The organism is Mycolicibacterium bacteremicum (genome assembly GCF_002086115.1).
Lineage (GTDB): Bacteria > Actinomycetota > Actinomycetes > Mycobacteriales > Mycobacteriaceae > Mycobacterium > Mycobacterium bacteremicum.
In genome coordinates this window covers 21,896-34,080 of sequence record NZ_MVHJ01000044.1, presented here as the reverse complement: position 1 = coordinate 34,080, position 12,185 = coordinate 21,896, and the positions used below count along the sequence as shown (strand labels likewise).

Here is a 12,185-nt window from a genome sequence, read left to right as displayed (position 1 = left end):
GGTGATGGGGGACTGGGTGGGCGTTGTGGTGGTGCGCTCCGGGCGCGAGGTGGGGAAGTCGGGTTCGGTACCGGTGGGCCCGGTGCCCACCGGATTGCCATCGGTGCGTTCCGAGCAGCCCACCAGCACCAGCGCGAGGCCGATCCCTGCGGTGCCGAACCACACTGCTGCCCGTCTCGCCCCACCCGTCACACCTGCGAGGCTACCGCCGGGGCCGCTCGCACCTCGGCATCAGGGGTTTCCCGGCGGTTTCTCCCGGCTACAGGTGCAGGGCCATCCGCACCAGCTCGGGCAGTGCGTCGACGGCCTCGGGTTCGTTGCCGAAGTTCTCGATCAACACGACCTGGAGTTCGCCGACGACACCGCCGAGGATGGCGCCGACGGCGATCATGGTCGGTTCGTCGTCCTTGAACACCGGCCGCAGGATGGACTCGTACTCCTCGTTGCTGAGCTGGCTCATCTTGTCGATGATGGTGTTCTCCAGATCCAGGGTCTTCATGGCGTAGTCCTGGGCCTCGACCAACGTGGTGGGCAGCCGCTCCAGCACGATCTGAACCAGGCTGTCCTTCAACGCGTTATAGCGCTGGGTGCCGACGGCGAGCTTGACCAGCGGGGTGGCCACCCCGGTCTGCGCGTCGATCGCGGCGCTGACCTCCTTGCCGACCAGGCTGAACAGCTTGTCCGCGCCCGGTCCGCGCAGCACCCCGTCGAACAGGATCTCCGGGGAGAACAGATCGTCGGCCAGGATCCGGGCGTAGTCGCGGGTGACCTTGTCACGCTGGGCGTGCAGCAATCCCTGGAACGGGATGAAGCCCAGATACTTCTTCGGTTCGATTGGCCGGAACAGCATGTTCAGCGCGATGTAGTCGCTGATGAAGCCGACGCCGAAGCCGAATGCCGGCATGATCCAGGGATTCTGGAACAGCGCCCAGGCGATCATCTGTACGACGCCGATGACCAGACCGAAGTAGATGCCGCTGCGCCGGACGAACGCCATGGCGTCGTCACCCATGCCGCGCATCAACTTGTTGAGCTTGTCCTTGTTGCGGACCAGGGTGGTGACGGCGAGGAACTGGACGTCGACGAAACGTGGTAGATCGGCCCGCATCTCGTTGAGCAGCGACTCCACCACGCGCGGTGTCTCGTCCTGGATGCGCTTCTGGATGGCGCGGCGGGCCTGATCGGGCAGCGCGTCCCACAGGCCCGGGCGGATCTGCTCGGCGATCTCCCGGGAGACCTCGTCGATGGCCTCGGTGAGTGGTTCGCGCAGCGCTTCGACCGCCTCGTGGGCGTCGACGCGTTCGAGCAGTTCCTCGGGTTTGAGCAGATTCTGGGTGAGCAACTCGATGGTCTTGGAACCCACCTTGCCCGCCCGGCGCGGCACGATGCCCTGCCAGCCGAAGGGTCCGATGCCCTTGAATTCCATTGGCCGGTACAGCATCTCGACGGCGACGATCTTGGTGCTCCACCCGACGAAGGCGGCCACGAAGGGCATCGACAAATAGATGAACCAGTTGACCTCGAAGTCGGCCGTGATCTCCCGCCAGGACTGGATGGCGAGAATCGTCTCGCTACTCATTGGCGACGGCAGCCGCCCACAGGCCCTTACCGAGAGTGGACAGGCGCAGCGACAACTTCTCCGTCCGCGCGATCAGCGGACCTCTGGACGCGCCCTTGATCGCCTTCAGCACCATCGGTTCGGCCATCAGCACCTCGTAATCGGCTTTCCTGGACGAGTCCTCCGGACCGGTCTCGACCAGTCCAAGGGATAGCAGATGATCGACGTACTGCGGGACCATATTGGGAAGAGCGACATTTGCGGTGCGTCCGATCAGGCACGCATTCTGCAGCACGACCTGGTTGCGCGACCGGCTGTGGATGTTGACCAGCGGTGAGGACGCTCCGTCGGACAGCGCGCCGATGATGCGGGCCTCGTCGGCCACCAGTTGATCGAGCAACCGGTGATAGAGCTCCTGCTGGCTGCCCGCGGTGCTCTGTTCCAGTGCGCGGTCCAGCAGCCGGCCCAGCTTGGTGTGCAGCGAGTCGTGCGCCGATGGATCGGGCTGCGGCAGCGGCCGGGGCGCGGCATCCACCGACTCGAGTCGGTTCTTGACGTAGGTTGCGACCTGCTCCTCACCCCACGCGGCGAGTTTGAGTCCGGTCTTGGCGGCGTCGACGGCGCGGTCGGTGATCCCCAGCGGGTCGAACCACTTGGGGACGATCGGTCGTTGCTTGGGTGTGCGGACGGCGATCGCGATATCGCCGATCGGGGTGGCCAGCCGGAAGCCTCGGCGGTTGAAGCCGTTGCGCTTGACCGGTGCCTTGTCGGTGACGGTGCCCTCGACCGGCTCGTCGGGCACGCCGGGTTCGGGAAGGTCCGGGATCTCCGGCACCTCGGGTTCGCTGTCGATGACCTCCCCCAGCGGCACATCGGCAGGCACCTCGACCGGGCCGTGATGCGGAATCTGCTCTGTCAACTGTGATCGACCCCCAATTGCGCGCAACGGATAAGGCACGTTACCGGCTGCGAAGATATCGGTGGGTCGGTGTCGTTCGCGAATTGGGATCGGTAGCGGCGGTGATGCCATGGAATGCGGTCATGAAGATTGCGATGTCCTCGCTCCCGATCGCGGTGGCGGTGTTGCTCGCCGGGTGTGCATCCGAGCCCGCCGCCCGGCCCGAGCCGGCGGCGCCGGTGACCATCACCGTGACGGCGCCGCCCGCGGCCGTTCCCGAGCCGGTCCAGCCCGAGCCGGTCCAGCCGGAGCCGGTCGAGCCCGAGCCGGTCGACCGGGTGTCGGTGCCCGGTCCGTGTGCCGATACCGACCTGGTGGTCTCCAACCGGCCGTTGGAATCACAGGGCTCCGAATACCGTCTGGTGCTGCAGTTCGAGAACGTCACGTCGAAGGCCTGCACGCTGCAGGGGTATCCGGGCGCCGACATCGTCGACGCGGATCTGCCGGTGCTGCACGTCGAGCGTCGCCCGCAGCTCGCGGCCCCGCTGCTGACGCTGCAACCCGGGGAGATCGCCGTCGCCGATCTGCAGGCCAGCGACGTCATCCGGGAGACCGGGGCGCCGTGCGGCAGATGGGGACAGGTCGTCGTCATCGCACCGAACACCCATCAGGAGCGGCACCTCGACGTGGGTGTGCCGATGTGCAGCGCGCTGGCAGCTCGGTCACCTGAGATACGGTCGTAGCGACGCAACGCCTCGACGGGCAATTGGCGGTGTTGTAGATGAGGCAGACCGACCTGATCGTGTGCGGCGGACCCGTGCGCCTGTACCGCGCGGGTGCGGCCGGGCCACCCGTGCTGCTGTTGCACGGCGCCATGCTCGACACCGGGCAGGGCGTATGGCACGACGTCATCGCCCCGTTGGCACGCGATCACCGCGTTCACCTGATCGATCTGCCCCGGCACGGCGGCAGCCGGCCGTGGGCCGGCCACCTCGATGACGCCTTCTACCGGCGATTCGTCGGCGAGCTGGTGGATGCGCTCGGGCTGGACCGGGTGAGCCTGGTCGGGTTGTCGTTGGGCGGCGGGGTGGCCACCGGATTCGCGCTCGACCATCCCGACCGGGTCAGCGCCCTGGTGGCGATCGGCCCCGGGGGCCTCGGCGCCCGTCGGCCCCACCAGTTCCTCACCTGGGCGATGCTGCGCACGCCCGGCCTGCTGCGCTGGTGCAGCTGGATCCTGGCGCGCTTCCCCGGGCTGATCCGCTCTTCGCTGGCGGCCAACCTGACCGCCGGCGCCGACACCCCGGGTTTCGAGCGCATCATCTCCTCGGCCGTGCAGGAGGCCCGGCAGAAGAACCGGTATGGCGAGAAGGCGCTCGACGACTGGCAGATCGCGGCCTACGGCCCGCGGGCCATGCGTCATGACCTCACCCCGCAGCTGCATCGGCTGGCGGTCCCGACGCTGTGGGTGCGCGGTGACCGTGACCCACTGGTCGGTGCCGCGGAACTGGACGCGGCCCACGCACAGACCCCCGACTCGCAGCTGGTGACGATCGCCGGGGCGGGCCACATCGTCACCTACGACCAGCCCGACGAGTTCGTTCGCGTGGTTCGCGCGTTCTTGTCGCGCCGAGAGTGACGTTTCGGCTGCTCTGGGCACCACCGCAACGACCACAGCGTCACTTTCGGCGAGGTGAGCGCGGCCGGGAACAAATGTGGGCGACGCCGGCGTTGATCCGATCGACACTAACTTGAGTGAGTCAGGCTCAACTTCTACTTGACAGGTCGAACCGGTCGGGTGCAGGCTTGAGCGAGGTTCACTCAGATCCTATTCAAGCCAATCAGGAGGCAGTAACTATGGCTCGTGCGGTCGGTATCGACCTCGGGACCACCAACTCCGTCGTCGCAGTGCTGGAAGGTGGCGACCCCGTCGTCGTCGCCAACTCAGAGGGCTCCCGGACCACCCCGTCGGTCGTCGCGTTCGCGCGCAACGGTGAGGTGCTGGTCGGTCAGCCCGCCAAGAACCAGGCGGTCACCAACGTCGACCGGACCATCCGTTCGGTCAAGCGTCACATGGGCAAGGACTGGTCCGTCGGCATCGACGGCAAGGACTACACCCCTCAGGAGATCAGCGCGCGCATTCTGCAGAAGCTGAAGCGCGACGCCGAGGCCTACCTCGGTGAGGACATCACCGACGCCGTGATCACGGTGCCCGCCTACTTCAACGATGCCGAGCGTCAGGCCACCAAGGAAGCCGGCCAGATCGCCGGCCTCAACGTCCTGCGCATCGTCAACGAGCCCACCGCGGCCGCCCTGGCCTACGGGCTGGACAAGGGGCAGAAGGAACAGACCATCCTGGTCTTCGACCTCGGTGGCGGCACGTTCGACGTGTCCCTGCTGGAGATCGGCGACGGTGTCGTCGAGGTGCGGGCCACCTCCGGTGACAACCACCTCGGTGGCGACGACTGGGACGACCGGATCGTCGAATGGCTGGTCGACAAGTTCAAGAGCACCAGCGGCATCGACCTGACCAAGGACAAGATGGCCATGCAGCGGCTGCGTGAGGCTGCCGAGAAGGCCAAGATCGAGCTGAGCTCCGGTCAGAGCACCTCGATCAACCTGCCCTACATCACCGTCGACGCGGACAAGAACCCGCTGTTCCTCGACGAGCAGCTGACCCGCGCCGAGTTCCAGCGCATCACCCAGGATCTGCTGGACCGCACCCGTGCGCCGTTCCAGCAGGTGATCAAGGACGCCGGCATCTCCGTCGGCGAGATCGACCACGTCGTGCTCGTGGGTGGTTCCACCCGGATGCCCGCCGTGACCGATCTGGTCAAGGAACTCACCGGCGGTAAGGAGCCCAACAAGGGCGTCAACCCCGACGAGGTCGTCGCCGCGGGTGCCGCGCTGCAGGCCGGTGTGCTCAAGGGCGAGGTGAAAGACGTTCTGCTGCTTGACGTCACCCCGCTGTCCCTCGGTATCGAAACCAAGGGCGGCGTGATGACCAAGCTGATCGAGCGCAACACCACCATCCCGACCAAGCGCAGCGAGACCTTCACCACGGCCGATGACAATCAGCCCTCGGTGCAGATCCAGGTGTTCCAGGGTGAGCGCGAAATCGCTTCCCACAACAAGCTGCTCGGCTCCTTCGAGCTGACCGGCATCCCGCCGGCCCCGCGCGGCGTGCCGCAGATCGAGGTCACCTTCGACATCGACGCCAACGGCATCGTGCACGTCACCGCCAAGGACAAGGGCACCGGCAAGGAGAACACGATCAAGATCCAGGAGGGCTCCGGCCTGTCCAAGGAGGAGATCGACCGGATGATCAAGGACGCCGAGGCGCACGCCGACGAGGATCGTCAGCGCCGCGAGGAGGCCGACGTCCGCAACCAGGCCGAGTCGCTGGTGTACCAGACGGAGAAGTTCGTCAAGGAACAGCGTGAGGCCGAGGGCGGGTCCAAGGTCGCCGAGGACACCTTGACCAAGGTGGACTCCGCCATCGCCGAGGCGAAGACCGCACTCGCCGGCACCGACATCGCGGCCATCAAGACCGCGATGGAGAAGCTGGGCACCGAGAGCCAGGCGCTGGGGCAGGCCATCTACGAGGCCACCCAGGCCGAGCAGGGCGCCGGTGGCGAGGCGGGTTCGCAGCAGGCCGACGACAACGTCGTGGACGCCGAGGTTGTCGAGGATGACCAGGAGCGCAAGTGAGTCAGGCCGATTCGCACGAAGAGCCGGTGACCATCACCGACAAACGGCGCATCGACCCGGAGACCGGTGAAGTTCGCGAGCAGGAGCCGACCCCTCAGGACACCCCTGAGGGCGAGGCGCCCGCCGAGGCCGCCGGCGCAGCTGATGCCAAGGTGGCCGAACTGACCGCCGATCTGCAGCGGGTCCAGGCCGAGTTCGCCAACTACCGCAAGCGGGCGTTGCGCGATCAGCAGGCCACCGGTGAACGCGCCAAGGCCGCCGTCATCACCCAATTGCTCGGCGTGCTCGACGATCTCGAACGCGCCCGCAGCCATGGCGATCTGGAATCCGGGCCGCTCAAGGCGGTGGCCGAGAAGCTGGTCACCACCCTGGAGGGCCAGGGCCTGAGCAGCTTCGGCGCCGAGGGCGATGCCTTCGACCCGTCGCTGCACGAGGCGGTCCAGCACGAGGGTGACGGATCGGCCCCGGTGGTCGGCACCGTCATGCGTCGTGGCTACAAGGTCGGTGACGTGGTGGTACGCCATGCAATGGTCGGAGTGGTCGACACGGTCGAGAATGCTGACTCCGACAGTGCACAACCCGCAGAATCAGAAGACTAGCCCGGAGAAGGAGGTGACGTATGGCCCAACGTGAATGGGTCGAGAAGGACTTCTACAAGGAGCTCGGTGTCACCTCTGACGCCGGCAAGGACGAGATCAAGCGCGCCGCGCGCAAGATCCTCGCCGAGAACCATCCGGACCGTAATCCCGGGAACACCGCGGCCGAGGAGCGGTACAAAGCCGCCTCTGAGGCCAAGGAGGTCCTGACCGACGACGCCAAGCGCAAGGAGTACGACGAGACCCGTCGACTCTTCGCCAGCGGCGGCTTCGGCCGCCGCGGTGCCAGCCCCGGCGGCGGGTTCGGTGGGTTCGCCGGCGACGGAGCCGAATTCAATCTGGGTGACCTGTTCGATCAGGCCGGCCAGGCCGGTGGCGCCAACATCGGCGACTTGTTCGGTGGGTTGTTCGGCCGGGGCGCTCAGCAGCCCCGGCCGAGCCGCCCGCGGCGCGGCAACGATCTGGAGACCGAGACCGAGCTCTCGTTCCTGGAGGCCACCAAGGGCGTGGCGATGCCGCTACGGCTCACCAGCCCAGCTCCGTGCACGAACTGCCATGGCAGTGGTGCGCGGCCGGGTACCAGCCCGAAGGTGTGCCCCAGCTGCAATGGGGCCGGGGTGATCAACCGCAACCAGGGCGCGTTCGGCTTTTCCGAGCCGTGCACCGAATGCCGTGGCAGCGGGTCGATCATCGAGCACCCGTGTGACGAGTGCAAGGGCACCGGTGTCACCACCAGGACACGGACCATCAACGTCCGGATCCCACCGGGTGTCGAGGACGGGCAACGGATCCGGTTGGCCGGGCAGGGTGAGGCCGGCCTGCGCGGCGCCCCGTCCGGTGACCTGTACGTCACCGTGCACGTCCGCGCCGACAAGGTCTTCGGTCGCGATGGCGATGACCTGACGGTCACCGTTCCGGTCGCCTTCCACGAGTTGGCGCTGGGCACAACGCTTTCGGTGCCGACGCTGGAGGGCAAGGTCGGGGTTCGGGTGCCCAAGGGCACCTCCGACGGCCGGATCCTGCGGGTGCGTGGCCGCGGGGTGCCCAAGCGCTCCGGCGGCCACGGCGACCTGCTGGTGACCGTGAAGGTCGCGGTGCCGCCGAATCTCGAAGGTGAGGCGGCCGAGGCGCTGGAGACCTACGCAAAGGCCGAGCGGGCCACCGGATTCGATCCGCGCGCAGGCTGGGCAGGAAACCTGTCATGAGCGCGCGTGACGATGCCCGTACGTTCCTGATCTCGGTGGCCGCCGAGCTGGCCGGTATGCACGCGCAGACCCTGCGCACCTACGACCGGCTCGGTCTGGTCAAACCGCAACGCAGCTCCGGAGGAGGTCGGCGTTACTCGCAGCACGACGTCGACCTGCTCCGCGAGGTGCAGCGGTTGTCCCAGGACGAGGGTGTGAACCTGGCCGGGATCAAGCGGATCATCGAGCTGACCAACCAGGTCGAGGCGTTGCAGAGCCGGGTCGCGGAGCTGACGGCCGAGGTCGACCGGCTGCGCAAGCCCAGCACCGCGCTGGTGCTCTGGCAGCCGCGCGGCAAGCGCTGATCACGCGGCCAGTAGCCAATCAGGAGACGGTGATGCTGAATTCGAACGTCGCCGGCGCCCCGTCGGCCACCCGGTAGCCGCCCTGGCGCAGCGCATCCGTCGGCGCCGCCATGGGCTCGATGGCGATCAGGTCATCGGTGGCCGGTGCGAACAACTGCGCGGCGGGATAGCCGGTGCCGAATCGCACCTCGATGCGGCGGCCACCACCGGCGATCGCGAACACCGCGCCGTCGGGCACCTGATCGAAACCGTCGTCGAGCGCCCGGTCGGCCAGTGGCTCGGAGAAGGCCGGCCACGGCGCGTGCGCGCCGGTCGGCAGACCCCGGTCGTCGACCGGCAGATGACGCATGGCAGGCGTGTTCAGCACCCACTGCGCTCGCGGCACCCCGGGAATCGTGAAGTACGGGTGGTAGCCGAAACACAGCGGCACCGCAGCACCCTGTGGGTCCACCGTGGTCGCGACACTCAGTGTGCGATCCGCCAGCCGCATCCGCTGGGTCAGCACATGCGGAAACGGGAACGCCGCCAACAGATCCGGTGTCGTGTACTCCAGAACGGCGGTCAGCTCATGCGCGGAATGCGCTACCCGCCAACCCGGATGGGCCGCCAACACACCGTGCATCGGTGCGCCGTTTGCATCGGTGCGGACCCCCGGCGCGCCGGCCAGTTGCACCGTCGTGGCGCCCACCACGTAGTCGTCACCGCTCAACCGGTTCGCCCACGGGTACAGGATGGGGATACCCATCGTCTTGCCGTCGGTGACGTAGGCCTCCAGACCGCGTCGCTGGCCCAGGAACTCGGCACCGTGCTCGGCCAGGGAGGTGGCGATCATGCCGGCCCCGGGAACGAAGGTCGCCGTCAGCGCCGAGGACGGATCGCGCAGGGTGATGGTGTTGGGCACGCCGGAAATCCTTTCACGAGAGCGGATCATGCTGGATGCGCTCCGGTGGTGCGCCCTTGTCGATCAGTGCCGTCTTGGTCGCGGTCACCATCTGGGGGCTGCCGCAGATCAGGATCTGGCGATCACCCCAGCCGCCGTAGCGGGTGACCACCTCGGGCAGCAGGCCGGTCTGGCGCACGTGCAGGCCCCGTGGCGGTTCATGGTCCGGATAGTCACCGGCCCACGGGGGATTGGTGGAGAACTCGGACACCGGGGTCACCGACAGCCACGGGTTCATCGACGCGATCTCCCACAACGTCGGCAGGTCGTACAGGTCGCAGGGATAGCGGCCGCCGAAGAACAGGTGCACCCGCGGGTTGTCCACGTACCGGCAGAGATCGGAGATCAGGGCACGCAGCGGCGCCAGGCCGGTGCTGCCGGCCACCATCAGCACGTCGCCGCCGTCGCGGTCGACGTGCAATCCACCGTGCGGATGCGACAACCGCCACCGGTCACCGACCTGGGTCTCGCCGATGATCGCCGGGCTGACCATGCCCCCGCTCACCGACCGGATGTGGAATTCGACGGCGCCGCTGCCGTCGGCGGGGATGGACGGGCTCAGATACCGCCACCGTCGCGGCCACTGCGGCACCTGCACGGTGACGTACTGGCCGGGGTGATAGGCCAGCGGCTGGTCGAGTTGCAACCGCACCACCGAGACATCGCGGGTCGCCCGGATGTGCTCCAGCACGGTGCCGTCACAGAACGGCGGGCCCTGTTCGGCGTCGGCGGCCCCGCGCATCACGCCGATCACCAGGTCGACGAAGTCGATGGTCGCCTCGGCGATCCGACCGTCCCAGACATACGTCAGGTGTCCGTGCAGGGTGGTCAGCAGTGCCTCCCGCATGGTTGCGTAATGCGCCTGTGTCACACCGTATTTGCGATGATCGCGGCCGAGCTGGGCCAGGAACGCCACCGGCTCCTCGGCGCGCTGGGCGATCATCTCGGTCAGTAGCCACCCCAGGGCCTGGCCGAACGCACGGCGCTGGTGGGTCAGATCCGGCGGGAACAGGTCGCGGGCGGTCGCATCGACGGCGAACCAGCGGGTGTAGAACCGGCCGATCAGCGCGTCGGAATGCGGCGCCTGGGGGTCGACGGCGGCGCGCAGCGTCTGCAGCGCGTCGCGATCGTCGAGTCCCACAGCCGCCGAGACTACGCCAACCCGTGAATTCCCTTGTACAACACCATGATGCCGATCACCAGCAGAATGGCCGCGACCAGCGTGGCGTGCTGTTGTTCCATCCACTGGCGTAACCGGTCCAGCGGTCCGGCCAGCCGTTCACCGCTGACCAGGTACGCCAGGACCGGCAGGATCACGGTGCTGCCCGCGACGGCGACGAAGTAGGGGACCGCCAGCCAGGCGTGCTCGATACCGACGCCGGCGCTGCCGATGGCCAGTCCGGCGGCGATGCAGATGAACAGCACCTTCGGGTTCACCGCCGCCAGCACCGCGGCGGTGGCCGCGGCCCGGGACGGGGTGAGCCCGCTGAGCTTGCGCATCCAGGCCGGCGAATGCTCCGAGGTGTGCCGGGTCGCGAACTTGTATCCACCGAAGACGATCAGCGCGGCGCCGACGATCAGCCGCAGCCACGACGCCCAACTCGGCGGCTCGTCGAACGATCCGAACAGGCCCGAGGCGGCGACGGACACCGAGGTCAGCACGCCGAGGCCGACCAGCCAGCCGGCCATGAACGCCAGCCCGGTCGGGCGGGGACGCGCACCGTGCAGTGCGAGCACCACCGGAATGATCGACAGCGGTGACAGCGCGATAACCAGGCCCAACGGAGCCAGTTCAGCGAGCAGGGAGCCCCAACCGGCGGTCATGCAGCAGAAGGTAGCAAGCCGCGGCTCAGTATTCGCACCACTTCCACTCGCCCTCCTCCTGCACGAAAGCGATCTCGTCGGCGTCCTCGCCGTGGTTCTCGATGATCGACCGCGCCGACAGGTCGTCGATCTTCAACTCGACGATCGTCAGATCCAGCGTGCCCTCGGCGCGGGCATCGGCGAGCTCCTCGTCGGAGAACACGTCCTGGGCGAGCAGCTCGGCGCACATCATCTGCCGCAACCCGGCGTAGTCACCGGTGTTCCAGGCGCCCTCGAAGGCGACGACCAGATCGCGGATCTGCTCCTCGGCCGACCACGGCCGCACATCGGAGGGTGCCGCGGCGTCCCCCGTCGTCACCCGGGCGCAGCCGGCCAGGCTCAGCGCCGCGCAGACGGCCACCATCAGCCGCGTCATGGCCGGGGCCGGCTGCCTTCCACCTCGTTGTGGCCGAGCGTGTCGACGAAGGTGGCCCCGGTGCGTGCCAGTTCGGCGCGGTAGGCAGCGGCCCACCCGCCGAAGGGCTGATGCGCCAGGTACTCGTTGCGGAACCGGTCGTCCTCGGAGACCTCGGTGGCGCAGAAGGCGGGGATGGTCAGGTCGACCACCGGTGCGTTGCGCTCCACCTCGGCCAGCAGCAGGGGAGCGTTGCGGCCGAGGAACCGGTCGATCACCCAGCCGTCCTCACCCAGCCACGCCGAGTAGCGGACCTTGCTCACGACGTGCTCGGCGCGCGCGACGATCTGCCCGGCGACCATCGGATCCAGATCGCGTTCGGCCTCGTATCGGGTGCCGCCGGCGGCCGGGCCCTTGGCGGTCATGGTGCCGATCGCCTCGTCGCCGAGTGCGGTCACAAGGTCGGCGGGCGCGGCGCCGAGATCCTCGGGTGCCGGACCCTGCAGGCGGATGCGCACCGCATACCCGTCGGCCGCGAACAGATAGGCCTGCACGATCAGTACCGGTCGTGGGTCGAGCGCGGCGACGGCCGGCAGCTCGTGGACGTAGAACTTCCGCTCGAACTCGAAGTCCCCGAAATCCTGGGCGTCGGACATGAACCGACGTTAGCCCCTAGTCGCCGCTCGGGCCGGACGCGAAGACTGTGTGTCAAGCG

General features: G+C 67.9%; 13 protein-coding genes and 1 pseudogene. 6 read left to right on the top strand and 8 right to left on the bottom strand.

The features are described from left to right. The 3 genes and pseudogenes from BST17_RS27245 to BST17_RS27235 form a co-directional block, all read right to left on the bottom strand. A pseudogene (locus BST17_RS27245) lies at positions 1-192 on the bottom strand (hypothetical protein); the annotation flags it as partial. Positions 193-259: 67 nt separating this feature from the next. Continuing rightward, a complete protein-coding gene (locus BST17_RS27240; protein ID WP_083062137.1) occupies positions 260-1,579 on the bottom strand; it encodes a DUF445 family protein in 1,320 nt (439 codons plus the stop codon). After that, positions 1,572-2,477: an Abi-alpha family protein gene (locus BST17_RS27235; protein WP_207573725.1), complete on the bottom strand. Its 906-nt coding sequence runs from the start codon at positions 2,475-2,477 to the stop codon at positions 1,572-1,574. Before BST17_RS27235 ends, BST17_RS27240 begins: the two co-directional genes overlap by 8 nt. A gap of 122 nt (positions 2,478-2,599) precedes the next feature. Between BST17_RS27235 and BST17_RS27230 the strand changes: the two genes are divergently transcribed. The 6 genes from BST17_RS27230 (at position 2,600) to BST17_RS27205 (ending at position 8,312) form a co-directional block, all read left to right on the top strand. Then, the gene (locus tag BST17_RS27230) at positions 2,600-3,199 is read left to right on the top strand and encodes a DUF4232 domain-containing protein (RefSeq protein ID WP_083062136.1); all 600 of its coding nucleotides are present in this window, start codon (positions 2,600-2,602) and stop codon (positions 3,197-3,199) included. 38 nt (positions 3,200-3,237) lie between these two features. Further along, positions 3,238-4,095: an alpha/beta fold hydrolase gene (locus BST17_RS27225; protein ID WP_083062135.1), complete on the top strand. Its 858-nt coding sequence runs from the start codon at positions 3,238-3,240 to the stop codon at positions 4,093-4,095. A gap of 218 nt (positions 4,096-4,313) precedes the next feature. Then, entirely contained in the window at positions 4,314-6,167 is a 1,854-nt protein-coding gene (dnaK, locus tag BST17_RS27220; RefSeq protein WP_083062134.1) for a molecular chaperone DnaK, read from the top strand. Further along, positions 6,164-6,766 carry a nucleotide exchange factor GrpE gene (grpE, locus tag BST17_RS27215; RefSeq protein WP_083062133.1) on the top strand — a complete coding sequence of 201 codons (603 nt, stop codon included), beginning with the start codon at positions 6,164-6,166 and terminating at the stop codon, positions 6,764-6,766. The genes dnaK and grpE overlap by 4 nt, the downstream gene beginning before the upstream one ends. A gap of 20 nt (positions 6,767-6,786) precedes the next feature. Continuing rightward, the gene (dnaJ, locus tag BST17_RS27210; protein WP_083062132.1) at positions 6,787-7,968 is read left to right on the top strand and encodes a molecular chaperone DnaJ; all 1,182 of its coding nucleotides are present in this window, start codon (positions 6,787-6,789) and stop codon (positions 7,966-7,968) included. Beyond that, positions 7,965-8,312, top strand: a complete 348-nt coding sequence (locus BST17_RS27205) for a heat shock protein transcriptional repressor HspR (RefSeq protein ID WP_083062131.1) — start codon at positions 7,965-7,967, stop codon at positions 8,310-8,312. Before dnaJ ends, BST17_RS27205 begins: the two co-directional genes overlap by 4 nt. Before the next feature lie 19 nt (positions 8,313-8,331). On the opposite strand, the gene BST17_RS27200 is transcribed toward BST17_RS27205, so the two are convergent. The 5 genes from BST17_RS27200 to BST17_RS27180 are packed head-to-tail and all read right to left on the bottom strand — an operon-like array spanning position 8,332 to position 12,126. After that, positions 8,332-9,213: an aldose 1-epimerase gene (locus tag BST17_RS27200; RefSeq protein WP_407937775.1), complete on the bottom strand. Its 882-nt coding sequence runs from the start codon at positions 9,211-9,213 to the stop codon at positions 8,332-8,334. Between the two features lie 13 nt (positions 9,214-9,226). Beyond that, a complete protein-coding gene (locus BST17_RS27195) occupies positions 9,227-10,393 on the bottom strand; it encodes an FAD-binding oxidoreductase (protein WP_083062129.1) in 1,167 nt (388 codons plus the stop codon). Between the two features lie 11 nt (positions 10,394-10,404). Beyond that, entirely contained in the window at positions 10,405-11,076 is a 672-nt protein-coding gene (locus BST17_RS27190; protein WP_083062128.1) for a GAP family protein, read from the bottom strand. A gap of 25 nt (positions 11,077-11,101) precedes the next feature. After that, a complete protein-coding gene (locus tag BST17_RS27185) occupies positions 11,102-11,491 on the bottom strand; it encodes a hypothetical protein (RefSeq protein ID WP_083062127.1) in 390 nt (129 codons plus the stop codon). Next, positions 11,488-12,126: a CYTH domain-containing protein gene (locus BST17_RS27180; RefSeq protein ID WP_083062126.1), complete on the bottom strand. Its 639-nt coding sequence runs from the start codon at positions 12,124-12,126 to the stop codon at positions 11,488-11,490. Before BST17_RS27180 ends, BST17_RS27185 begins: the two co-directional genes overlap by 4 nt. Positions 12,127-12,185 lie beyond the last annotated feature (59 nt).

What these genes read in the sequence shown, in the direction of transcription:
- dnaJ (WP_083062132.1), top strand. Translation starts at nt 6,787, where the DNA reads ATGGCCCAACGTGAATGGGTCGAGAAGGACTTCTACAAGGAGCTCGGT.
- BST17_RS27230 (WP_083062136.1), top strand. Translation starts at nt 2,600, where the DNA reads ATGAAGATTGCGATGTCCTCGCTCCCGATCGCGGTGGCGGTGTTGCTC.
- BST17_RS27205 (WP_083062131.1), top strand. Translation starts at nt 7,965, where the DNA reads ATGAGCGCGCGTGACGATGCCCGTACGTTCCTGATCTCGGTGGCCGCC.
- BST17_RS27185 (WP_083062127.1), bottom strand. Translation starts at nt 11,491, where the DNA reads ATGACGCGGCTGATGGTGGCCGTCTGCGCGGCGCTGAGCCTGGCCGGC.
- BST17_RS27190 (WP_083062128.1), bottom strand. Translation starts at nt 11,076, where the DNA reads ATGACCGCCGGTTGGGGCTCCCTGCTCGCTGAACTGGCTCCGTTGGGC.
- BST17_RS27240 (WP_083062137.1), bottom strand. Translation starts at nt 1,579, where the DNA reads ATGAGTAGCGAGACGATTCTCGCCATCCAGTCCTGGCGGGAGATCACG.
- BST17_RS27225 (WP_083062135.1), top strand. Translation starts at nt 3,238, where the DNA reads ATGAGGCAGACCGACCTGATCGTGTGCGGCGGACCCGTGCGCCTGTAC.
- dnaK (WP_083062134.1), top strand. Translation starts at nt 4,314, where the DNA reads ATGGCTCGTGCGGTCGGTATCGACCTCGGGACCACCAACTCCGTCGTC.
- BST17_RS27180 (WP_083062126.1), bottom strand. Translation starts at nt 12,126, where the DNA reads ATGTCCGACGCCCAGGATTTCGGGGACTTCGAGTTCGAGCGGAAGTTC.